General features: G+C 68.1%; 19 protein-coding genes. 14 read left to right on the top strand and 5 right to left on the bottom strand.

What is annotated here, in order from left to right:
* The first annotated feature begins 23 nt into the window (after positions 1-23).
* From sdhA to WFH23_RS12550, 3 genes are read left to right on the top strand one after another with little or no spacing between them, the layout of a single operon-like run.
* Positions 24-1856 carry a succinate dehydrogenase flavoprotein subunit gene (gene sdhA, locus WFH23_RS12540; protein ID WP_200330208.1) on the top strand — a complete coding sequence of 611 codons (1833 nt, stop codon included), beginning with the start codon at positions 24-26 and terminating at the stop codon, positions 1854-1856.
* Between the two features lie 3 nt (positions 1857-1859).
* The gene (locus WFH23_RS12545) at positions 1860-2627 is read left to right on the top strand and encodes a succinate dehydrogenase iron-sulfur subunit (protein WP_090146545.1); all 768 of its coding nucleotides are present in this window, start codon (positions 1860-1862) and stop codon (positions 2625-2627) included.
* Positions 2628-2664: 37 nt separating this feature from the next.
* Complete coding sequence (locus tag WFH23_RS12550) at positions 2665-3648, top strand: YhjD/YihY/BrkB family envelope integrity protein (RefSeq protein ID WP_090146547.1); 984 nt, start codon at positions 2665-2667, stop codon at positions 3646-3648.
* Here the strand turns inward: WFH23_RS12550 and WFH23_RS12555 are convergent.
* Positions 3614-5413, bottom strand: a complete 1800-nt coding sequence (locus tag WFH23_RS12555; protein WP_336662774.1) for a sigma-70 family RNA polymerase sigma factor — start codon at positions 5411-5413, stop codon at positions 3614-3616. The genes WFH23_RS12550 and WFH23_RS12555 overlap by 35 nt on opposite strands.
* A gap of 276 nt (positions 5414-5689) precedes the next feature.
* Between WFH23_RS12555 and WFH23_RS12560 the strand changes: the two genes are divergently transcribed.
* Positions 5690-5932, top strand: coding sequence for a hypothetical protein (locus tag WFH23_RS12560; RefSeq protein WP_336662776.1), 243 nt, complete (start codon positions 5690-5692; stop codon positions 5930-5932).
* Positions 5933-6003: 71 nt separating this feature from the next.
* Complete coding sequence (locus WFH23_RS12565) at positions 6004-7311, top strand: thymidine phosphorylase (RefSeq protein ID WP_336662778.1); 1308 nt, start codon at positions 6004-6006, stop codon at positions 7309-7311.
* Between the two features lie 77 nt (positions 7312-7388).
* On the opposite strand, the gene WFH23_RS12570 is transcribed toward WFH23_RS12565, so the two are convergent.
* From WFH23_RS12570 to WFH23_RS12585, 4 genes are all read right to left on the bottom strand, one after another.
* Positions 7389-8312 (bottom strand): ADP-dependent NAD(P)H-hydrate dehydratase, encoded by a 924-nt coding sequence (locus tag WFH23_RS12570; protein WP_336662779.1) that lies wholly within the window; start codon positions 8310-8312, stop codon positions 7389-7391.
* The gene (locus tag WFH23_RS12575; protein WP_200331071.1) at positions 8309-10069 is read right to left on the bottom strand and encodes a phospho-sugar mutase; all 1761 of its coding nucleotides are present in this window, start codon (positions 10067-10069) and stop codon (positions 8309-8311) included. Before WFH23_RS12575 ends, WFH23_RS12570 begins: the two co-directional genes overlap by 4 nt.
* A gap of 353 nt (positions 10070-10422) precedes the next feature.
* Positions 10423-11652: a flavin monoamine oxidase family protein gene (locus WFH23_RS12580; protein WP_336662781.1), complete on the bottom strand. Its 1230-nt coding sequence runs from the start codon at positions 11650-11652 to the stop codon at positions 10423-10425.
* Between the two features lie 155 nt (positions 11653-11807).
* A complete protein-coding gene (locus tag WFH23_RS12585; protein WP_336662783.1) occupies positions 11808-13160 on the bottom strand; it encodes an MFS transporter in 1353 nt (450 codons plus the stop codon).
* A 314-nt stretch (positions 13161-13474) separates the two neighbouring features.
* Between WFH23_RS12585 and WFH23_RS12590 the strand changes: the two genes are divergently transcribed.
* The 9 genes from WFH23_RS12590 (at position 13475) to WFH23_RS12630 (ending at position 22639) form a co-directional block, all read left to right on the top strand.
* A complete protein-coding gene (locus WFH23_RS12590; RefSeq protein WP_090146569.1) occupies positions 13475-14053 on the top strand; it encodes a helix-turn-helix domain-containing protein in 579 nt (192 codons plus the stop codon).
* Positions 14054-14102: 49 nt separating this feature from the next.
* The gene (locus WFH23_RS12595) at positions 14103-15221 is read left to right on the top strand and encodes an ABC transporter substrate-binding protein (protein WP_090146571.1); all 1119 of its coding nucleotides are present in this window, start codon (positions 14103-14105) and stop codon (positions 15219-15221) included.
* A gap of 11 nt (positions 15222-15232) precedes the next feature.
* Positions 15233-16114, top strand: a complete 882-nt coding sequence (locus WFH23_RS12600) for an ABC transporter permease subunit (protein WP_090146573.1) — start codon at positions 15233-15235, stop codon at positions 16112-16114.
* Complete coding sequence (locus WFH23_RS12605) at positions 16114-16920, top strand: ABC transporter permease (RefSeq protein ID WP_090146575.1); 807 nt, start codon at positions 16114-16116, stop codon at positions 16918-16920. Before WFH23_RS12600 ends, WFH23_RS12605 begins: the two co-directional genes overlap by 1 nt.
* Positions 16904-17920: an ATP-binding cassette domain-containing protein gene (locus WFH23_RS12610; RefSeq protein WP_090146577.1), complete on the top strand. Its 1017-nt coding sequence runs from the start codon at positions 16904-16906 to the stop codon at positions 17918-17920. The genes WFH23_RS12605 and WFH23_RS12610 overlap by 17 nt, the downstream gene beginning before the upstream one ends.
* A gap of 67 nt (positions 17921-17987) precedes the next feature.
* Positions 17988-19358 carry an FAD-dependent oxidoreductase gene (locus WFH23_RS12615; RefSeq protein WP_090146579.1) on the top strand — a complete coding sequence of 457 codons (1371 nt, stop codon included), beginning with the start codon at positions 17988-17990 and terminating at the stop codon, positions 19356-19358.
* Positions 19359-19384: 26 nt separating this feature from the next.
* The gene (locus WFH23_RS12620) at positions 19385-19747 is read left to right on the top strand and encodes a cupin domain-containing protein (RefSeq protein WP_090146581.1); all 363 of its coding nucleotides are present in this window, start codon (positions 19385-19387) and stop codon (positions 19745-19747) included.
* Positions 19748-19751: 4 nt separating this feature from the next.
* The gene (locus WFH23_RS12625) at positions 19752-20957 is read left to right on the top strand and encodes an NAD(P)/FAD-dependent oxidoreductase (protein ID WP_336662787.1); all 1206 of its coding nucleotides are present in this window, start codon (positions 19752-19754) and stop codon (positions 20955-20957) included.
* Positions 20958-21025: 68 nt separating this feature from the next.
* A complete protein-coding gene (locus tag WFH23_RS12630; RefSeq protein ID WP_336662788.1) occupies positions 21026-22639 on the top strand; it encodes an amidohydrolase in 1614 nt (537 codons plus the stop codon).
* Positions 22640-22711: the final 72 nt, after the last annotated feature.

Consider the following 22711-nt stretch of genomic DNA (forward strand, 5'->3'; position numbering starts at 1 on the left):
TCGAAACGAAGAATAGGATTCACGTGACCACAGACACCCACCAGGGCGAAGACGTCACCGTCAAGGACGGCGTCATTTATCACCAGTTCGATGTCGTCATCGTCGGCGCAGGTGGCGCGGGCATGCGCGCCGCGATCGAGGCGGGGCCGAAGGCCAAGACCGCCGTGATCACGAAGCTCTACCCCACGCGCTCCCACACGGGCGCGGCGCAGGGCGGTATGGCCGCGGCGCTCGCGAACGTCGAGGAAGACAACTGGGAGTGGCACACCTTCGACACGGTCAAGGGCGGCGACTACCTCGTCGATCAGGACGCGGCCGAGATCCTGGCCCGCGAAGCCATCGACGCGGTCATCGACCTGGAGAACATGGGTCTGCCCTTCAACCGCACCCCGGAGGGCAAGATCGACCAGCGCCGCTTCGGCGGCCACACGCGCGATCACGGCAAGGCGGCGGTGCGCCGTGCGTGCTACGCCGCGGACCGCACGGGCCACATGATCCTGCAGACGCTGTTCCAGAACTGCGTGAAGCTCGGCGTCAACTTCTTCAACGAGTACTACGTGCTCGATCTGGTGATGACCGAGGTCGACGGCGTGCGCAAGCCTTCCGGCGTTGTGGCGTACGAGCTCTCGACGGGCGACCTGCACGTCTTCCAGGCGAAGTCGATCGTGTTCGCGACCGGCGGGTTCGGCAAGATCTTCAAGACGACCTCGAACGCTCACACCCTCACCGGTGACGGCGTCGGGATCGTCTGGAGGCAGGGTCTGCCGCTCGAGGACATGGAGTTCTACCAGTTCCACCCGACGGGCCTCGCAGGCCTCGGGATCCTCCTCACGGAGGGAGCGCGCGGCGAGGGCGCGATCCTCCGCAACGCGTCGGGCGAGCGCTTCATGGAGCGCTACGCCCCCACCATCAAGGACCTGGCGCCGCGAGACATCGTGGCCCGCTCGATGGTCCAAGAGGTGCTCGACGGACGCGGTGCTGGCCCGCACAAGGACTACGTCTATCTCGACTGCACGCACCTCGGTGCGGAGGTGCTGGAGACGAAGCTCCCCGACATCACGGAATTCGCGCGCACCTACCTGGGCGTCGACCCGGTGACGGAGCCCGTCCCCGTGTTCCCGACCGCGCACTACGCGATGGGCGGGATCCCGACGAACAACGACGCGGAGGTGCTCTCCGACAACACCACGGTCGTTCCCGGCCTCTACGCCGCGGGCGAGTGCGCCTGCGTCTCGGTGCACGGCTCGAACCGCCTCGGCACCAACTCGCTGCTCGACATCAACGTGTTCGGCAAGCGCTCCGGTAACAATGCGGCCGACTACGCGCAGACCGTCGATTTCGTCCCGCTTCCCGAGGATCCGGCGAAGATGGTGCGCGAGATGGTCGAGGGCTTCCGCAACGGCACGGGCACCGAGCGCGTCGCCGATCTGCGCCGCGAGCTGCAAGAGGCCATGGACCGCGGTGCGCAGGTGTTCCGCACCGAGGAGTCGCTCACCGAGGTGCTCGGCGTGATCAACGACTTGCGCCTGCGGTACATCAACGTCGGAGTCCAGGATCGCGGCAAGCGGTACAACACGGATCTCCTCGAAGCGATCGAGCTGGGGTTCCTGCTCGACCTGGCGGAGGTGCTCACGTACACGGCCCGCAACCGCAAGGAGAGCCGTGGCGGGCACATGCGCGACGATTATCCGAACCGCGATGACGAGAACTACATGCAGCACACCATGGCGTATCTCTCCGGAGATCCCCACTCGGCGGACCCAGAGGATCACATCCGCCTGGACTGGAAGCCGGTCGTCGTCACCAAGAACGAGCAGGGCGAGTTGCGCTACCCGCCGCTGGAGAGGAAGTACTAGGTCATGAGCATTGCAACTGCTGAAGCTCCCACCGCCGAAGCTCCGGAAGCACCGAAGCCCTTCACGGTGACCCTGCTGATCCGCCGATTCGACCCCGAATCGGGTCGCGAGGCGTTCTGGGAGGACTTCGACGTCGAGATGTACCCGACGGATCGAATCCTCGACGCTCTGCACCGCATCAAGTGGGATCAGGACGGCACGCTCTCGTTCCGCCGGTCGTGCGCGCACGGCATCTGCGGGTCCGACGCGATGCGGATCAACGGCCGCAACCGTCTCGCCTGCAAGACGCTGATCAAGGACCTCGACATCTCGAAGCCGATCTACGTCGAGGCCATCAAGGGGCTCCCGCTCGAGAAGGACCTCATCGTCGACATGGAGCCGTTCTTCGCGGCCTACCGCGAAGTGCAGCCGTTCCTCGTCTCGGGTTCGGCTCCCGAGGGCGGCAAGGAGCGTCTCCAGACCATCGAGGACCGCGAGCGCTTCGACGACACCACGAAGTGCATCCTCTGCGCGGCGTGCACGACGAGCTGCCCCGTGTTCTGGACGGATGGGCAGTACTTCGGCCCCGCCGCCATCGTCAACGCCCACCGGTTCATCTTCGATTCGCGCGACGAGAACGCGGAGGTGCGACTCGACATCCTGAACGACACCGAGGGCGTCTGGCGCTGCCGCACGACCTTCAACTGCACCGATGCGTGCCCGCGCGGCATCCAGGTCACCAAGGCCATCGCCGAGGTCAAGGCCGCGATCCGCACCGGGAAGACCGCGTAGGGCACGCCGAGGTTCGCTCCTCGGTTACAGTGGCTGAATGACGTCGCCCCGGAGTTCCTCCACACGAGTGGAGGACTCCGGGGCGACGCGCGTTTCCGAGGTCGTCGAACGCGGCAGGCGGCGATGGCGATGGGCCCAGCAGCTGCGACCCGTGCGCACGTACATGCACTTCTCCGACGTCGGCGGAATCGTGCTCTCCGGAGGCATGAGCTACCAGGCCCTCTTCGCCGTCTTCGCGGCGCTCTGGTTGGGCTTCGGCATCTTCGGCATCGTGCTGCGGGGCCGGCCGGAACTGCTCGAAACGCTGATCGCCCAGATCAACCTCTTCATTCCCGGGCTCGTCGGGAGCGGAGGAGCCGTCTCGATCGACGAGCTGATGAGCGCACGCGCCTTCGACTGGTCGAGCGGCATCGCGGGGTTGGTGCTCGTGTGGGTCGCGCTGAACTGGTTCACGGGCACGCGCCGGTCGATCCGCATCATGTTCGGACTCGAGGTGCGTCTCTATCGGAACCCCGTACTGCTGAAACTGCGGGACTTCGTGCTCGCGATCATCTTCTTCGCCGCGATCCTCGTATCAGCGGCGCTCACCGTGCTCAGCTCCAATGTGGCCGATCAGTTCCTCTCGTGGATCGGTGCGGATCATGCGAACTGGTTCGTGGGTACGCTCGGCACCGTTCTGAGATATGCCGCGGTCTATGTGTTCGATCTCGTGCTGCTGGTCGCCATGCATCGCTACCTCGCCGAGGTCCGAGTGCCGCGGTGGCGCCTCATCGTCGGCTGCGGCCTCGGCGCCCTCGTGATGCTCGGACTCAAAGCGCTGGGCGGCGTGCTCATCGGCGGCGCCACGAGCAATCCCCTCCTCGCCACCTTCGCGGTGTTCGCCGGCCTCCTGCTCTGGTTCAATCTCATCTGCCGCACGCTGCTGCTGACATCGTCCTGGATCGTGACGGGGATCAATCCGGAACTCGGTCTCCCGAACGATCAGTTCACTGAGTCGCGCAGTACGCCGGGGCACCGCTGAGCTCGTTGCTCGCTTCGAGCGGGAACAGCGTCCACGGAGACGCTCGCCCGTCGGCGAGGCGCAGCTGGATCTCGATGATCGCCGCGGTGTGGTCTCCGACCGATGGTGCTCGCAGAGGGATCGGCGTGCTCGTGTACCACCGCGCATCGCCGAGGACCTGCATCTGCTCAGGGTGCTCATTCGTCTGCTCATGATCGATCACGCGCGCGAAGACGAGTGCGCCGTACAGCGCTGAGCGACCCTCGATGTAGACGCGCCCATCGCCGCACCGCGCCCAGCGGGGCTCGAACGGAGTCAGCGACGGATCGCCCGTCTCCTGCGGAACGGGATCGGGATCTGGATCGGGATCTGGATCGGGGCCGGGCTCGGGCTGCGGCTCAGGGGCCGGATCGGGCCGCGGGTTCGGCTCCGGAGACGGCTGCGGTTCGGCCCCCGGGCCCATATCGATGCCCGGTGTCGCGTCGGCATCGGGTCCCTGGCTCGGAGGGGCATCGGTGCCGGCCGGCGTCGCTTCGAGGACCGGCGAACCGTTCGCCTCGGTGTCTGCTGCGCCCTCGTCGTTCGACCGGTCCTCGAGCATCGCGCCGGCGTCGCCCTCCGCCGACTCGCTGCTCGACCGGTCGGCGCCGTCCCCGGTTCCCGGCTCCGATCCGTCTTCGACGTCGCCGTCCGATCCCGCTCCGTCCGCTTCACTCGTCGGTTCGGAGGCGAGCGCGGGCGTGCTCGGCGCGTCGGACTGCGACAGGAAGAGCGCTCCGCCGCCGATGACGATCGCAGCCGCAGTGGCCGCGGCGATCAGCAGGGTGCCCGAAAGGCCGCTCAGGATGCCGCCGGTCGCAGTACCCGCTGCGCCAGCGCCAGACCCGGAGCCGCCGCCGGCAGGAGTGACTGGCGACGCCCCGCCAGTCGCGCCGTGCGGGATGCTCCCTGCCGGGCCCCGTGCGGAATCCGCGGCCAACCCAGCCGCAGTGGCGGGTGTCGTCCCGCCCACACCGCTCAGGAAGCCGAGCGTCGGGCCCCCTCCGAGCAGGACGCCGACGAGTACGAGAGCCAGCTGACGATTGAGGACGGAGTACTCTGCGGCGACACCTGCGCAGCTCTCGCACGTGTCGAGGTGAGCCGACACGGCCCGGCTCGCCGCTGCGGTGAGCTTTCCGCGCTGGTATCGCTGCAGATGATCGAGCGTGGTGCCGCATGCTGCATCGCGAAGCTCGCGATCGATGTGAGCCTCCACCCATGCCGACTGGAGCGCTTCTCGCGCCCGTTTCGCGAGCGCCGAGACGCCGTTGGCTGAGAGCCCGAGAATCCTGGCGACATCGCGCGGAGGCATTCCCTCGACTTCGGTGTACCAGAGCACGGCCTGCCACCGCGCATTGAGGCTCTCGAATGCTCGCGCAGCCGCGTTCCGGTCGAAGGCGTAGTCTTCCCAGGGGCCGGCCTCGGCGAACTCGGGAATGCGCTCCAGTTCATCGCTCGTGTCCTCCGGCCGGCGCCAGACGTCTGCGGCGATGGTGCGAACCGTTCGGTACATGTACGGCCGGAAGGCCCCGTGCGGGCCGCGGCCGTCGAGAATGAGCTCGAGGATGCGCAGATACGCCTCTGAGACGATGTCCTCTGCAGAAGAGCTGGTTCCGAAGTGCCGAGCAGCCGCGAGACCAGCTCGAGAGTGCCGCTGCCAGAGCACCGCGAACGCCGACGTGTCGCCCGCTCTGACGATGTCGAGCAACTCCGCGTCGGAACGCTCCGCGTGCGCTGATTCTGGCATTCGGGGTCTCCTCACGATCTGGCTACCCCTGTGAATGAAAGCTGCGCGAGCGCCACCGTTTCGCGGAAAACCCCCGCTTCTAGTATGCGCCGCACTCGCGCAAATCTCGAACGTGAAACATTCTTCGAGGTTTTCTCCAAGCGAGCGTCATGATCCGCCGATCTCCCCGTTATACGTCCGAGCTCGGTTCCCGTCTCCCCAACCCCAGGGACCCCCGGGGCGGGAGCCGAGCGCTCATCTCCGGCCCACCCCTCGATCCCGTTCTGGAGCAGACTGATGCGCACCGCCTCTCCGATCACCCGGCACCTGCGACTGATGGCAGTGCCAGCTGCGGCTGCGGTGACCATCGCCGGAGCGTGGATCGATGCTGCGATAGGGGTGCCGGAACGCACTCGCTCGTCCGACGCGGCCCCCGGTGCCTCATTCGCCGAGACCCTGATCTGCATGAGCGCAATCGGCGCGTTCGGCACCGCACTCCTCACCAGAGTCGCGGCGCGCAGGCGACGGCACCGACTCTGAATCAGCCCGCGCCAGGGAGCGGCGGCGGATCGCCGGCCCTGAACTCTCGCACAGCGGTTTACGCTGGAGACATGGAGCAGCAGCGCGCGGTGGAGCCATACGACGTCGTCGATCTCATCACGACCAAGCGGTTCGGGCGTGCCCTCGATCCTGATGAGATCGCCTGGCTCATCGACGCGTTCACGCGCGGCGTCGTCGCTCCAGAGCAGATGAGCGCGTTGCTCATGGCCGTGGTGATCCAGGGCATGGGGCGTGACGAGATTCGAGCCATGACCGAGGCGATGATCGCGAGCGGCGAGCGAATGGACTTCACGGCCCTCGGGCGACCGGCCATCGACAAGCACTCCACCGGCGGCGTCGGCGACAAGATCACGTTGCCGCTCGTCCCGTTGCTGGCATCGCTCGGAGTCGCAGTGCCGCAGCTCTCGGGACGGGGACTCGGCCATACCGGAGGGACCCTCGACAAACTCGAGTCCATTCCCGGTTGGCGGGCTTCGCTCAGCACTGAGGAGATGATCGCGATGCTCGCCGATATCGGAGGCGTGATCTGCGCCGCCGGTTCCGGACTCGCCCCCGCGGATCGCAAGATGTACGCCCTGCGCGATGTCACGGGCACGGTGGCGGCGGTGCCGCTCATCGCCTCGTCGATCATGAGCAAGAAGATCGCGGAGGGCGCCGGCGGGCTCGTGCTCGACGTGAAGTTCGGGTCGGGTGCGTTTCTCCCCGGGCTCCCGGACGCGCGGGAACTCGCGACCACGATGGTGCACCTGGGCGCCGACTCCGGGCTCGAGACGGTTGCGCTGCTCACCGACATGGATGCGCCCCTGGGGCGCGCCGTCGGCAACGCGAACGAGGTGCGCGAGTCGATCGATGTGCTCGCCGGGGGTGGCCCGGATGATGTCGTCGAGCTCACCCTTGCGCTGGCCGGGGAGATGCTCGCGTTGGCCGGCATGTCCGACGTCGATCCCGCTCCCGCACTGCGAGACGGGCGGGCGATGGACTCCTGGCGGCGGCTCGTGGCCGCCCAGGGCGGCGACCCGCAGGCCACGCTCCCCGAAGCGCACGAGCACGAGGTCGTGCGGGCAGGCTCGGACGGGATCGTGCAGCGAGTGGACGCCCGCGCGGTGGGCGTCGGCGCATGGCGGCTCGGCGCGGGGCGAGCTCGGCCCGGCGATCCGGTCGATCATGCGGCGGGGGTCGAGGTGCTCGTGCGCCCCGGCGACCGGGTCGTCGCGGGCGATGCGCTCTTCATCGCTGGGTGCGACCATGCGGGAAGGATGGCTCGCGGTCTCGAAGTGCTCCGCGGTGCGGTCGAGCTCGGGAGTACCGTTCCGGATCCTCGTCCGCTCGTCGCGGGTCGTATCATCGCCGACAGGTGACTGCGGAGGGGTGACTGCGACCGGTGACTGCGACCGGTGACTGCGACCGGTGACTGCGACGCGTGAGGACGCAGGGCTCAGGCCTGTCGAGCGAGGAGCTCCCCCAACACGTGAGGGATCGCGGCGGCTATCTCGAGGGCTGTGACCGGGCGGCCTGAACCATCGGCCGATTCATCACCGGAAGCGTGGCGTGCCGCGCGATCGTGCAGCACCGCTGCGGTGGCCGCGAGGCGCGCCAGGAGGCCGGGATCAGAGCGCGCATCTGCGCTCCGACCAGCCACAAGGGCGCCGAGAAGCCCGGCGAGCACGTCACCCGTTCCCGCGCTTGCGAGCCACGGGGTGGCCGGGCCGGAGCGCCGCACCCAGCCGTCGGGGGAGGCGCAGATAGTCACCGATCCCTTCAGCAGCACCGTCGCGCGAACTGCCGACGCGAGCTGCGCAGCGGCTCGTGCTCGAGGCCCCGGCTCGATGCCGCGCGGATCCCATCCTTCTGGCAGGTCACCGAGCCTCGCGGATCGCCACAGCCGCTCGAATTCACCGCCGTGGGGCGTGAGGATCAGGGGCGCGGCGCGCACCGAATCGTCGACGACGAGGTCGAGTGCTCCCGCATCGACCACCACGGCCGCGTCGCCCGCGAGCAGGCCGCGCAATTGGGCGAGTTCTGCAACCGAACGCGACGTCGCATCGGTACCCGAACCGATGACCCAGGCATCGCAGGGCCGGCCCACCGGCGGGCCGATCACCGTCTCGGGTCGCGCCTCGAGCACTGCCGCCGCAGCGGTCGGCAGCCCGTACGGTGGCGCGGACTCGTCATCGGGCGGAACATAGCGCACCATGCCGACCCCGGTGCGCCACGCGGCGCTCACACCGAGCACAGCGGCACCCGGATAGTGAGCGGCACCGGTGCGCATGCCGAGCACGCCCCGCCGATACTTATCGTCATGCGGGCCGGGCGCTCGGAGCATCTCCGCCGCGTCGCGCTCGGTCCAGCGTGCGATCATGCCGACTGCGCTCCCGTCTGCAATCCCTCCAGATACTCGCGAACCGAGCGTTCGAGGTCGCCCAGGGAGTGCTCTGCCGCCGCGCGTCGCTCTGCGGCGGAGCCCACGTCGCTGAACGTATCGAGGTACACCTTCAGCTTGGGCTCGGTGCCGCTCGGCCGAATCATGACCCTCGAACCGTTCGCGAGGTCGTAGCGAAGCACATCGGCGGGAACCTCAGCTGCGCCGGGCACGAGCAGGTCGCGGGTCTCGACGACCGGCGACGCGCCGAGTTCCCGGGGCGGGTCCTCCCGCACGCGAGCCGACAGCGCGGAGGCCGCGGGCATCGACGGCAGCCGGAGCGTCACCTGGCCGCTCGCGAAATGACCGAAGCGCTCGCTCGCCTCGTCGAGACGGTCCCAGATCGTGCGTCCCTGCGAGGCGAGCTCCCGAACCATGGCAACGGCATCGGCGCTCGCCGAGATCCCATCCTTGTCGCGCACGACCGCCGGATGGATGAGATAGCCGAGCGCCTCTTCGAATCCGAAGACCAGGCCCGGTACGCGCGATACCCATTTGAAGCCAGAGAGCGTCTCCGCATACGTGAAGCCATACGCCTCGGCGACGGCACGGAGCGCAGGGGAGGAGACGATGGTGCACGCCAGGGCACCGCTCACGGCCACCTGGCGCTGCTTCGCGCGTGCAACGGCCCGCTCCGCTGCGCGCCAGCCCAGCAGCAGGCCGAGCTCATTGCCCGTGAGACGCCGATAGCCCGATGCCTCGGCATCGTGCGGGGCTGCGAGGGCGAGGCGATCCGCGTCGGGATCATGAGCCACGATGAGGTCGGCGTCGACGGCGCGCGCCGTTCGGTATGCGAGGTCGAGTGCGCCCGGCTCCTCTGGGTTCGGGAAGTCGACGGTGGGGAAGTGGCCGTCGGGCAGCAGCTGCTCCCGCACGGGGATCACTCGGGGGAGGCCTGAGGAGCGGAAGACGCGCTGGGCGAGGTCGGCCCCCACCCCGTGCATGGCGGTGTAGACGACGCGGATATCGGTGTCGGTGCCGATGGACACGCCTGGGGCGTCGAGTCGCTCCGGCAGACCGGCGAGCACGGCGGCCGACGTCTCCGACACGTAGGCGTCGGCGACACCGCCGCCCAGCACCGAGTACCCGTGCGCACGCGGAATCTGCCCCACCGGGGTGGCGGCGATGCGTTCGATGTGAGCGGCGATCGCGGCGTCCGTCGGAGGAGCGATCTGAGAGCCCGCGTCCTCATCGCCGAGATACACCTTGTACCCGTTGTCGCGCGGGGGATTATGGCTCGCAGTGATCATGATGCCCGCCGACACATCGAGGTGCCGGACGGCGAAGGCGGTGAGCGGAGTCGGGCCCGCTTCGGGGAGCAGGTATGCCGAGATGCCCGCACCGCTCATGACCTCGGCCGCGTCGCGCGCGAACGTCGCGGAGCCGATGCGCCCGTCGTATCCGATCACCACGGAGGGTGCATCGCGGGACGCACGTCGCTTCGCCGCTTCCCAGAGGTATGCGGCGAAGCCGGCGGTGGTCTGCGACACCACGACGCGGTTCATGCGCATCGGGCCGGCGCCGATCCGCCCGCGCAGGCCCGCCGTGCCGAACGCGAGACGGCCACCGAAGGACGCCGACAGCTCGCCGATGGCCGCTTCGTCACCGCGCCTTGCTCGCTCGATCAGCGCTCGGGCCTCGGCGCGCGTGCTCGCGTCGATGTCGGCGTCCGCCCAGGCCGTCGCCTCGGCGATCATCGTTTCCAGGTCGGCGGTCGTCAGCTTCTCGTCGTCGCCCGCATTCCGCGCAGCATCGGCTGCGCGCGCCCTCCGCGGAGAGTGTGTTTCGGATGATGCCATCGCGGCGTCTCCCTTCCCCTGGTCATGCCCGTTTCAAGCTACCACTCTCGGGCTGGAGCCATGCCGCCGTGCGATGATGGTGTGCGCGTTCGAACTGCGAATGCGCCTGCGTCGAGGGGAAAGTCCTATGTGCTCACCGGTTCGTTGTTCCACGTGCAACAAAGTGACGTGGACCGGGTGCGGACTGCACGTCGAAGAGGCGCTCGCCGGGTTCGAGAAGGATCAGCTCTGCACCTGCGAGCGGTAACGACTCAGACCGATAAGTGCTGATGCAGTGCGGCTGCGGCTCGGTACCCTGAGGCAACGGCTCCAGAGAGTGACTGAGCAACACCCGTATGCTCGCCAGCGATCGCGACGCGCCCGGCGGTGCGGTGGAAGGCCTTCGCATCGGCCGCTTCCCAGTCAAGGCCGGCGGCGGTGTAGGACCCGCGAGTGAACGGGTCGTCCTCCCACGTTGTGAGAAGCACCTCCCCGTCGATCTCAAGCTCGGGCCGCATCTGCTGCAGCGCACGCACCCAACCGTCCGGACCCGAAGCGACATTGAGCGCTTCGAGCGCGAACGGGCCGCCTGCGAAGGACGAGAGTGCGTTGATTCGGTGCTCGCCGTCCGAAGACAACGATCGCCATGACCACCAGGTGTGGTATGGATTCTGCAGTGCGTTGTCGGTGCCCGCTCGGCTGGTCGGAACGCCGAGCTTCGCTGCGACAGCCATGAACCGATGGTCGATGGCTCGCTGCTGCGCGTCTGGAAGAGCGAAACCGAGGCTGAGTTCGCGCAGGACTGGGAGCGGCACAGCAAGTACCGCAGCATCGGCGTCGATGACCCGGCCATCTGTCAGCGTGACCTGCACGCCTGTTGCGGACTGATCAAGAGCAGAGATGGGATGCTCCAGACGAACTCGATCGCCCATACGGCGGGCGATTTCGATGGACAGGCTCTGGTTGCCGCCGACAAGGCGGCCGCCGTCTTCGACATAGCCATCAGCGGTCGACGATTCGCGCAGCAGCACCGCTTCTGCGCTGATGAGATTCGGGTCGGCCGCCGCCGACGTCGTCGTGCGGCGGTAGACGGGGTCTAATCGGTAGCCCGCTCCCAGTGCTTCGGCAAAAGCCCGCTCGAGGGATACGCGTGATTCTCCATCATCGATCATGCTTCTGAGCGTGGACGATACCCGTGCGACGGTGTCGCCGAGTTCGGCGAAGGTGATAACGCGTCCGTTGACCGTTCGACGACCGTACCGCACGTTGTGCGAGAGGATGGGCACGCCGATCTCTGCGGCAAGACGGCGGATGGGGTACTCGGTGGGGAATATGTACTCGCCGCCGCGCTCTGTGATCTCGCCGTTTCCCAGGCGCTGCGACCATGTGCGCCCGCCAACACGATTCTTAGCCTCGAGCACGGTGCATCGGTGGCCCAGTTTCTCGAGCTCCCAGGAGGCGGTGAGGCCCGCGAGGCCAGCCCCGATGATGACGATGTCCATTCCCTGTTCCTCCTTGAACCCGCTATGCGCTGGACCACTGAACGGCGTGTTCAGTCTCTTGCTGCTCACTGTACAGTCGACAGATTCGGTGTGCAACGACGAACGCCCGCGCGCACTCGGGAAACCGGGTGCGCGCGGGCGTCGACGAGCGAGCGTCAGGCGTCGATGTCGACGTCCTTCGTCTCCTTCGTGAGCAGCAGGGACACGAACGTCACGAGGCCGGCACCTGAGAGGTACAGGCCGACGAGCAGCGGACTGCCGTCGGCGAGGCCCCAGAGCCACACGGCGATGATCGGAGCGAGCGCGGCGCCGAGAATGGACGAGACGTTGTACGCCACGGCCGAGCCGGTGTAGCGCACGTTCGTCGGGAACATCTCGGGGAGGAACGCGCCCATCGGTCCGAACGTCAGGCCCATGAGCGTGAAGCCGAGCGCGAGGAAGAACATCACCATCGGTGTGCTGCCGCCGCCGAGCATCGGCACGAAGAGCAGACCGAACAGGACGATCGCGCCGGTCACGACGAGCAGGGTCTTGCGGCGGCCGAAGCGATCGGCGAGCGGGCCGGAGACGAGCGTGAAGATGCCGAAGAACACGACGCCGAAGACCAGCATCAGGATGAAGGCGTTGTACGTGTAGCCGGCCCCGGGCACCTCCGCGTCGGTCGGACGCGTTCCGTACGTGAGCGTGTACGAGGTCATGAGGTAGAACAGCACGTACGTCGCGAGCATGGCGAAGGTGCCGAGGATCAGACCCTTCCAGTGGAACCGGAACGCTTCCGCGATCGGCATGCGCTTCACTCCGCCCGACTGCTTGGCCTGCTCGAAGGCGTGCGACTCGACGAGCTTGAGACGCACCCAGAGGCCGACGATCACCATCAGCGCTGAGAAGAGGAACGGGATGCGCCATCCCCATTCGAGGAAGGCGGCCGAGGGCTGACCCGGGTTCGCCGGATCGGCCAGCAGGTGGTTGATCACGTAGAAGAGCATGTTCGCGATGATGAAGCCGATGGGGGCGCCGAGCTGCGGGAACGTGCCGTACCAGGCGCGCTTGCCAGCCGGAGCGTTCTCGGTTGCGACGAGCGCGGCGCCGGACCACTCTCCGCCGAGTGCGAAGCCCTGCGCGAGTCGCATGACGAGCAGCAGCACGGCCGCCCACACGCCGATCTGCGAATGCGTCGGCAACAGGCCGATCGCGAAGGTCGCGATGCCCATCGTGAGGAGCGAGGCGACGAGCGTGGTCTTGCGGCCGAGGCGATCGCCGAGATGGCCGAAGAAGATCGCGCCGACGGGTCGCGCGAGCATGGCAGCGCCGAAGGTCGCGAACGACGCGAGCAGCGCGGTCGTCTCGTTCTCAGAGGGGAAGAAGAGGTGAGGGAAGACGAGCACGGCTGCAGTCGCGTAGACGTAGAAGTCGTAGAACTCGATGGTCGTGCCGACGAGGCTCGCGAGAATCACGCGCGAGCGCGAGTTGCGAGGCTGAGTCGATGGGAGGGAAGTGGTGGCTGACACAGTGCGGCTTTCGAAAAGGATTGCGTGTGTGCGAGCAACTCAAACCCGGATCGGGCTCAGTGCGCGACGTCGGGCGTGCCCGCTTGTGGCAGACCCCGTAATAATACGCAGGATCCGCGCCGATTTCACTTCGGCGCGGATCCTGTGTGAGCGCCCGACCACCATGATCTCGTGCGGGAGCTTCGAGAGGAAAGGTCACGAACACGTATCGCTCATTGCGGGATCGAAGCGGCAACTGTACGGTGGGTCTACATCCACTGAACACTTTGTTCAGTATCCGCACTCGTGCGGTACAGCGGTTCGAGGAGGAACCCATGTCGGCAGATGATGCGCTGGAACTCGGACGCCGGGTGGCCGCGCTTCGCGAGGTGCGCGGCATGAGCCTGCGCGCGCTCGCCGCAGCCGCGGGCGTGAGCTCGAGTTTCTTGAGCCAGCTCGAGAACGCCCGCACGAATGCGAGCGTCGCATCGCTGCGCAAGATCGCCGTCGCGCTCGGCGTCTCGCCCGCGCAGCTGCTCGACGACAAGCTCGTGCACACGAGGGGCGTGCTTCGCGCTGCCGATCGGCCGACGCTGCCACTCGAGGGGGCCGACAAGTACGTGCTGTCGCTGCCGCCGCTGCGCAATCTCGAGGTGTACGCCGGGCACTTCGAGCCCGGAGGCTCGACCGGATCCGATCTCTACACGCACGGGCAATCGCAGGAGATGCTCGTCGTGACGATGGGCGAGATCATGCTCCAGCTCGGCGACGACCGTTACACGCTGCGCACCGACGACTCGATCGAGTTCCTGAGCTCGGTGCCGCACCGGGTGGCGAACGAATCGGACGCACCCGCGAGCGTGATGTGGATCAACAGCCCGCCGACTCCGGTCGAAGACGTCCACGTCGGCTGACCGAACCCGCCATCGCATCATGTTTGACCATCAATGGAGAGGACGCATCATGAAGAGACGAACCGCCCGCACACTGACGTCGGGCCTGGCACTCCTGGGGGCCGGAGCGCTGCTCGCCGGCTGCTCGGCAGCAGGACCCGCCGCGGAGATCGACCTGGGCAGCGGCCCGGCGGAAGCCGGTGTCGTGAAGGAGGGCGCGCTCGACGGACTGAACCTCACCTTCGTCTCCTGGGGCGGCGTGTTCCAGGAGGGCCAGATGGAGGCCATCGGCACGCCGTTCGCCGAGGAGTCGGGCGCGAATGTGCTCGAGGACGGGCCCACCGAGTACGCGAAGGTGAAGGCGCAGGTCGACAACAACGCCGTGACGTGGGACGTCGTCGACACCGACATCATCTGGGCGCAGAAGCAGTGCGGTGAAGACGGCCTGCTGATGGACATCGACACGTCGATCGTCGACACCTCCCACGTGCCGGAGGGCCTGGTCGGCGACTGCTACGTTCCAGCGATGCAGTACGGCTACGTCATCCTCTACAACGCCGACGCATACCCGACGGCACCGACCGGGTGGAAGGACTTCTTCGACACCGAGGCGTTCCCCGGCAAGCGCGCCATCGCGGGCTTCGAGGATGTCGGACCCGGGGTCTACGAGGGCGCACTGCTCGCCGACGGCGTCGCGGCCGACGAGCTGTACCCGCTCGACATGGACCGGGCGTACGACCGGATCGACACGATCCGCGACGATCTCATCTACTGGAAGACCGGAGCCGAGTCGCAGCAGATGATCGAGTCCGGTGAAGCCGACATGGCGCTCGTCTGGTCGGGTCGCGGCTACGCGGCCGTCGAGAACGGCGCGAACTACAAGCCGATCTGGAACGAGTCGCTGCAGATCGTCGAGGCGCTCGGCGTGCCGAAGGGCGCGGCGAACCCCGACGCTGCGATGGCCTTCCTCAACTACTACCTGGGCAAGGAGCAGCAGGAGAAGCTCACCGAGCTCACCTCCTACTCGCCCGTCCACGATGAGGCGCAGCCCGCGCTCGACGAACTCGGACAGGAGTTCCTCGTCACCGACCCCGCGATCGCCGACCAGATGGTCCCGACCGACGCGGCCTGGTGGGCGGAGAACTACGACGCGGAGCTCGAGCGCTGGATGGCGTGGCTGCAGGGATGAGCTGATACCCCGTGACCACCACGAATCTCCCCGTGGTGCGCGCCGCGAACACCTCGCGGCGCGCACCCGCCCGGGCGCTCCTGCTCCTGCTCCCCGCCTACGCCCTGCTCGTCGGAGTCTTCGCGTATCCGGTGTTCGAGAGCATGTGGCGCAGCGTCACCGAGCCCGAGCTCGGCTTCGGCAACTACACCTGGGCGTTGCAGAACCCCCAGAACCTCGAGATCCTCGGCCGCACGTTCGGCAACGCGTTCCTCGCGACCGTCATCTGCCTGCTGCTCGCGTATCCGTACGCCTTCCTGATGACGGTGGTCGGGCCGCGCGCCCGCGTCGTACTCGTCGTCATCTCGCTGATTCCGTTCTGGACGTCGCTGATGATCCGCACGTTCGCGTGGATCGTGCTGCTGCAGGATTCGGGCGTCGTGAACTCGTTCTTCGAGTTCCTGGGTCTCGGGCCCTTCCAGCTGCTCCGGAGCAACACGGGCGTGCTGATCGGCTTGAGCCAGGTGCTGATGCCGTTCATGGTGCTGCCGCTCTACGCGGTCATGAGCGGGATCGACGGCAGGCTCGTCACCGCAGCGCGCTCACTGGGCGCCCGCCCGTCGATCGCCTTCCTCCGGGTCTTCCTGCCGCTCTCGATCCCGGGTATCGCCGCGGGTTCGCTGATGGTGTTCATCCAGTCGCTCGGGTTCTACGTCACCCCGGCCCTGCTCGGCTCGCCGTCCGACAGCATGCTCGCGCAAGCCATCTACGCGCAGGTGAGCAGCCTGCTCGAATGGGGCAGAGGCGGTGCGCTCGGCGTGATCCTGCTGGTCGCGACGTTCCTCCTCCTCGCGATCGTGGGACTCATCGTGCGCTCAGCACGCCGTAAAGGCCTTGCCGTGGAGGTGTTCTGATGATCAAGATCCACCCTGTCACCCGCGTGGTGCTCTGGGCGTTCAGCGTGCTCGTCGCATTCTGGCTCATCGCGCCCACCCTGGTCGTGATTCCACTGAGTTTCACGGGCAAGGCGTCCTTCGCCTTCCCCCCGGAGACGTGGTCGCTGCAGTGGTACGAGTCGTTCTTCTCGAACCGCGCCTGGACTTCCGCGCTCTCGAACTCGCTGCTCGTCGGTCTGCTGGTCGCGCTGCTCGCAACCGTGCTCGGCCTCCTCGCGGCTCTCGGGCTGCGGGCGCTGACGAACAAGCGGATGTCGACGACGCTTCGCATCGGTCTGCTCGCGCCCATGGTCGTGCCCGGCATCGTCGTCGCCATCGGCATCTACGCCGTCTTCTTGAAGCTCGGGCTCGTCGGCACGGTCGTCGGGTTCGTGCTCGCCCACACGGTGCTCGCGCTGCCGTTCACCGTCATCGCGATCACCGCTGGTTTTGCCGGCTTCGACGATCGACTCGAACTGGCGGCGCTCAGCCTCGGCGCGAGCCGGCTGAAGACCTTCCTCACGGTGACGCTGCCGAACATCATCCCCGGCATCGTCTCGGGGGCGCTCTTCGCGTTCGTGACGTCGTTCGACGAGGTCGTGCTCTCGCTGTTCATCAAGAGTCCGTACCTCAACACCCTCCCTGTGCTCATGTACGCGAGTGTCACTCGCGATACCGACCCGACGCTCGCCGCAGCCGCGACCGTCATTCTCGTGTTCACCACCGTGCTCGTCATCGGCGCGCTGGTGCTGACCGGAAGGAAAAATCGTGCCCGACGAGCGTAACCAGCGCGGTGCCGAGATCCTGCTCGCAGGGGTCTCGAAGCACTATCCGAAGTCCATCGCCCTCGACGACGTCTCGCTCAGAGTCGAGGCCGGCGAGTTCATGACCTTCCTCGGCCCGTCGGGATCCGGGAAGACGACGACCCTCAACCTCATCGCCGGGTTCACCGATCTCACCGAGGGCTATGTCGAGATCGACGGTCGCCGCATGGACGATGTGCCGGTGCACAAGCGGGGACTCGGTATCGTGTTCCAGCACTACGCGCTCTTCCCGCACCTCTCCGTGCTCGACAACGTGCTCTTCCCGCTCAAGCAGCGCAAGGTGGCTCGGGCCGATGCGGCAGAGCGCGCTCGAGCGGCGCTCGTCACCGCCGGTCTCGAGGGGTATGAGGATCGCCATCCCAAGGAGCTCTCGGGAGGTCAGCAGCAGCGCGTCGCACTCGCGCGAGCGCTCGTCTTCGAACCGAAAGTGCTCCTGCTCGACGAGCCGCTCGGCGCGCTCGACAAGCAGTTGCGGGAGCGCCTCCAGCTCGAACTGCGCCGCGTGCACCGCGAGGTCGGGCGCACCTTCGTCTTCGTCACCCACGACCAGGAGGAGGCGCTCACCCTCTCCGATCGCATCGCCGTGTTCAACGAGGGGCGGATCGAGCAGGTCGGCACGTCCGAGGATCTGTACGAGCGCCCGGCGTCACTCTTCGTCGCCGGCTTCATCGGCGAATCCACGAAGGTCGTGAGCGACGATGGGCGGAACATCACCGTGGTGCGCCCCGAGCACGGCGAGCTCCACGCGACGCCCGACGGCGCGAGCGCGGGTCACCCGACGGTGCCCGTCACCGTGCGCCAGGCGATCTACCTGGGGTCCGGCTGGAAGTACGAGGTCGTGCTGCCCGACGGCTCGACCGGTGTCGTCCGCGGCACGCGAGGGCTCGATTGGCTGCACGGAGAGAACGAGTCGGCCTGGCTGAGCTGGAACCCGGGAGCGGCCTCGGTCTTCGCCGTCTGACACGCCCGCGGCCGCGGCCGCCACACCACGCACCCCATCGCCCGACGAGGCAGAAAGACCGATATTCATGATCAACGGCAACGTTTCCCACTGGTGGCAGCAGATCGGCGCACCGACGCCGCGAGCGGAACTCCCCGGCAACCTGACCGCCGACGTCGCGATCGTCGGGGCCGGGTACACCGGCCTGTGGACCGCGTACTACCTGAAGCAGCAGCGGCCGGAGCTCCGTGTCGTGGTCGTCGAGCAGCGGCACGCCGGCTACGGCGCATCCGGTCGCAACGGCGGTTGGCTCACGAACTCCATCACCGGGGGCCGGGAGCAGTACGAGAAGACCCACGGCCGTGACGCCGTCGAGCGTTTCCAGCGCGCGATGAACGAGACGGTCGACGAGGTGATCCGTGTGACGGAGGCCGAGGGGATCGACGCCGACATCAAGCGGGGCGGCGAGTTCGGGGTCGCCTACACCCCGGCGCAGGAGGCCCGGATGCGGGCGTTCGCCGCGTCCGAGCAGCGCTGGAAGCACACTGATCTCGAGCTCCTGGAACGGCCGGAGGCGCAGGCCAAGATCAACGTCGCCCACACGCTGGGAGCCGTCTGGCATCCCCACGCGGCCCGTATCCAGCCCGCCAAGCTCGTCGCCGGTCTCGCGGCCGCCGCAGAGCGCCTCGGTGTGGAGATCTACGAGCGCACCCGCGTCGTCGAGATCGCTCCGCACCGGGTGCACACGACGCACGGCACGGTCTCCGCGGAATACGTGGTGCGCGCGACCGAGGGCTTCACTGCGAACCTCAAGGGCCTGCACCGGCTCTGGCTGCCCATGAATTCGTCGCTGATCGCGACCGAACCGCTCAGCGCCGAGGTCTGGGACGAGTTGCGCTGGAACCAGGGCGAGGTGCTCGGCGATTTCGCGCACGTCTACATGTACGCCCAGCGCACCGCAGACGACCGCATCGCGATCGGCGGGCGCGGGGTCCCCTATCAGTACGGGTCGAAGACCGACACGGATGGCCGCACGCCCGAGGTGACGGTGGAGACGCTCAGCGAGATCCTGCACCGCTTCTTCCCGCTGACGCGCGGGGCGGCGATCGACCACGTGTGGTCGGGGGTTCTGGGGGTGCCGCGCGACTGGGCGGCCACGGTCGGGCTCGACCGCTCGACGGGGATCGCCTGGGGCGGCGGCTACGTCGGCACCGGAGTCACCTCGACGAACCTCGCGGGGCGCACGATCGCCGACCTGATTCTCGGCAACGACAGCGAGATCACGGGGCTTCCGTGGGTCAATCACCGCGTGCGCAAGTGGGAGCCGGAGCCGTTGCGCTGGCTCGCGACCAAGGGGCTGTACGCGGCGTACGGACTCGCCGACCGCTCGGAACTCGCAGGCCGCAAGCAGACCTCGCCCATCGCCCACATCGCCGACGTCGTCACCGGCCGGCACTGACGCAGCACACGTTTGGAGCATCATCCATGAGCACCACCAGCACTGTCCGCACGTACTCAGCGCACGGCACCGACGCGCTCGTGCTCGGCCCGCACGGACCGAAACCGACCGCGCTCACGCCCGGCCAGACCGAGGCCTCGACGGAGGTCTGGGACGACGGGCGCATCTCGACCGGACTGTGGGAGTGCACCGTCGGTGATTTCACCGCCGAGCGACTCGGGTACACCGAGATCTGCACCATCCTCTCGGGTCGCGTGACCATCGACGTCGCAGGCCACGAGCCGGAGGAATTCGGGCCGGGCGACGTCATGGTGATGCCGTCTGGCTGGGTCGGGGTGTGGCGCGTGCACGAGCCGTTGCGCAAGCACTTCACGACGATCGCGGACTGACCGGATGGCGACGCGCACGGGTCGCAGATCCGCGATCGTGGTCGGGGCGGGGGCCTGGGGGCTCCCCGCGGCGCTCGACCTGCAGGATCGCGGGTGGGACGTCACCCTCGTCGAGCGCTTCGAACCGGGCGGCCCGTCGGCGTCGAACGGCGGCAGCACGCGGCTGTGGCGCCTCGCAGACACGCAGCCATGGCGCGCTCGGTCGCTGCGGGGCACGCTCGACGCCATGGACCGCCTGAGCGAACGGTTGCAGGAACCCGTGTACCGCCGCACCGGTCTGCTGTGGCGAGATGACGCCTCACTGCCGGCCGTGGCCGAGTCGCTCACCGCGATCGGCGAACCCGTGGAACGCATCTCGGCCGACCGCGTCGGAGAGGCGTTCGCCGGTCTGCGATCCGATGGACGAGACGCGCTCTACGTCGAGCAGGCGGGCGTCGTGCACATCCATCGTCTGCTCCAGCGCGGCCTCGAAGCGTTCATCGAGGCCGGGGGCACCTACCTGCCGCACACCCGCGTCACGGCGATCGAGCCGGGAGACGCCTCGGCCACGGTGCGGTTCGAGCGCGGAGAACGCCGCTCCGCTGATCAAGTGCTCGTCGCAGCCGGGCCGGGAACAGCCGAACTGCTGCCCGGGCTCGGCATCGCGCTGCCGCTCACGCCCTACATCGAGCAGGTCGTCTATGTGGGCGACCCAGTTGGCGCGCCGCCCGCTCCCGACCTTCCGGGTCTCGTCGACTGCCCGCCGGAGACCCCCGCGGAGCACGGACCCGACTCGGCAGGCATCTACGCGATGCCGAACGACGCCTCCGGCTACAAGATCGGGCTCGACCGGCCCTTGCGCCCGCTTGCGGGAGGGACGCTGGGCGACGATCTCGATCGGCGCCCAGACCCCGCCCGCACCGAGACGATCCGAGCACGGGTCGCACGCGATCTCACGTCCATCGTGCCCCAGGTGCTCGGAACCCAGGTGTGCACCTGGACCGACTCGGGAGACGGAGACTTCATCATCGGCCGCATCCACCCGTCCGTCGTGCTCGCCTGCGGCGATTCCGGCGAGGGGTTCAAGTACGCTGCGTTCATGGGGGAGTACCTCGCGGCACTCGTAGCCGGCGAACCGACGGACGCGGAATTCGACCGGCACTGGGATCCCGCACGGTTCGGCACGGCGACTGCGCCGCGCCGACACTACAGCCCGATCGGCAGGCACTGACCGCTCTGCCGGCGCATCGCCAGCCACACCACCCATCGACCGCAACCGAGAACGGAGCACGGAGCACTATGGAGCATTCAGGAGGCGACCTCGCGCTGATCGGCGCGACCCTGCGCAGCAACACCGGAGAGGCCAGCGACGCGACCGCGATCCTCATCCGCGCCGGCCGCATCGAACTCGTCGGCACCGACGCCGAGATCGCCGATGCCGCCGCGCAGTTCGCGATACCGACCCGCGATCTCGGCGGTGCCACCGTGACGCCCGGCCTGTTCGACTCGCACACCCATCCGCACTGGGCGGCATCGGTGACCGCCGGGCTCGATCTCGGCGGACTCGAGACGATCGACGAGCTGCGCGCTGCGCTCGCCGCTGAGCACGCGCGTCTCCCGGAGGACGCCTGGCTGCGGGGCTGGAACCTCGAGTACGAGGCCTTCGAGCACACCGGGCTGCGCGGCGATCTGCTCGCCGACGCCGCGCCCGGACGACCGGTCGCGCTCATCTGCTACGACTTGCACACCGGGCTCGCGACCGCCCCCGCGCTCGCCGCGGCGGGCATCACGGGTTCCCGGGACTTCGAGGACGCGAGTGAGATCGTCGTCGACGAAGTCGGGGTTCCGACCGGGGAGCTGCGCGAGCCGACGGCCTACAATCTCGTGTTCGATGCCGCGCCGCAGCCGTCGCACGACGATGCGCGAGACGGCCTGCGCGACATGTTCCGTCGGCTCGCGGCCGTGGGGCTCACCGGCGGCGCGATCATGGACGGTAAGGATGCCACGGTCGACCTGCTCGAAGAGCTCGAGGAGCGGGGCGAGCTGGATCACCGCCTGACGGTGCACCACTGGCACGCCGTCGGCGACACCGACGCCGACGTGGCGCGCGTCATCTCGGAGAAGGATCGCTCCGGCCGCCTCTGGCAGACCGGTGCCATCAAGCTCTTCAGCGACGGCGTCATCGATACGGGGACCGCGTGGCTGCACGAGCCCGACTCGTGCGGCGACGGGCGCGCCGCGTTCTGGCCGTCGTGGGAGCGCTACGGCGACGTCGTGCGCGCCTATCACGACGCCGGCATGCTCATCGCGACGCACGCCGTCGGCGACTTCGCCGTCAGCCGTGTGCTCGACGTGTACGCCGCGCTGCCGGCGCGTGACGGCCTGCCGTTCCACTCCATCGAGCATCTCGAAGTGCTCTCCGACGGGGACGTCGAGCAATTGCGCGGCAGCGGGGTGACCGCCTCGATGCAGCCGCTGCACATGCAGTGGCGATCCTCCGACCACAGCGACACGTGGGCGAAGCGGCTGGGCGAGGATCGGAGCCACACCGGGTACCGCGTGCGCGATGTGCTCGACGCGGGGGCGAGACTCGTGCTGGGTTCCGACTGGCCCGTGGCGCAGTACGACCCGCGCGTCGGCATGGCGTGGGCGCGCGGCCGGCACACCCCGGGCGACGCCTCGGCGAACGTGTTCGAGCCGTCGCAGCGGCTATCCGGCGAGGAAGCGCTCCTCGCATACACGCTCTGGCCGGCGCAGGCGAGAGGTCATGCCGACCGCGGCGTCATCGCCATCGGCGCCGTCGGCGATCTCACGGTGTGGGGCGCCGATCCGGTCGCGACCGATGCCGACGCGCTGTCCGAGGTGCCGATCGTGCTGACCGTCGTCGACGGTCGGATCGTGCACGAGGGGTAGCCTCCTCCGCACACCGTGCGAGCGGGGTCACTCTTCGTGCGTGTCGCCTCCATGACACGCACGAAGAGTGAC

This window comes from Leucobacter sp. USHLN154, from assembly GCF_037145595.1.
Taxonomy (GTDB): Bacteria; Actinomycetota; Actinomycetes; order Actinomycetales; family Microbacteriaceae; genus Leucobacter; species Leucobacter alluvii.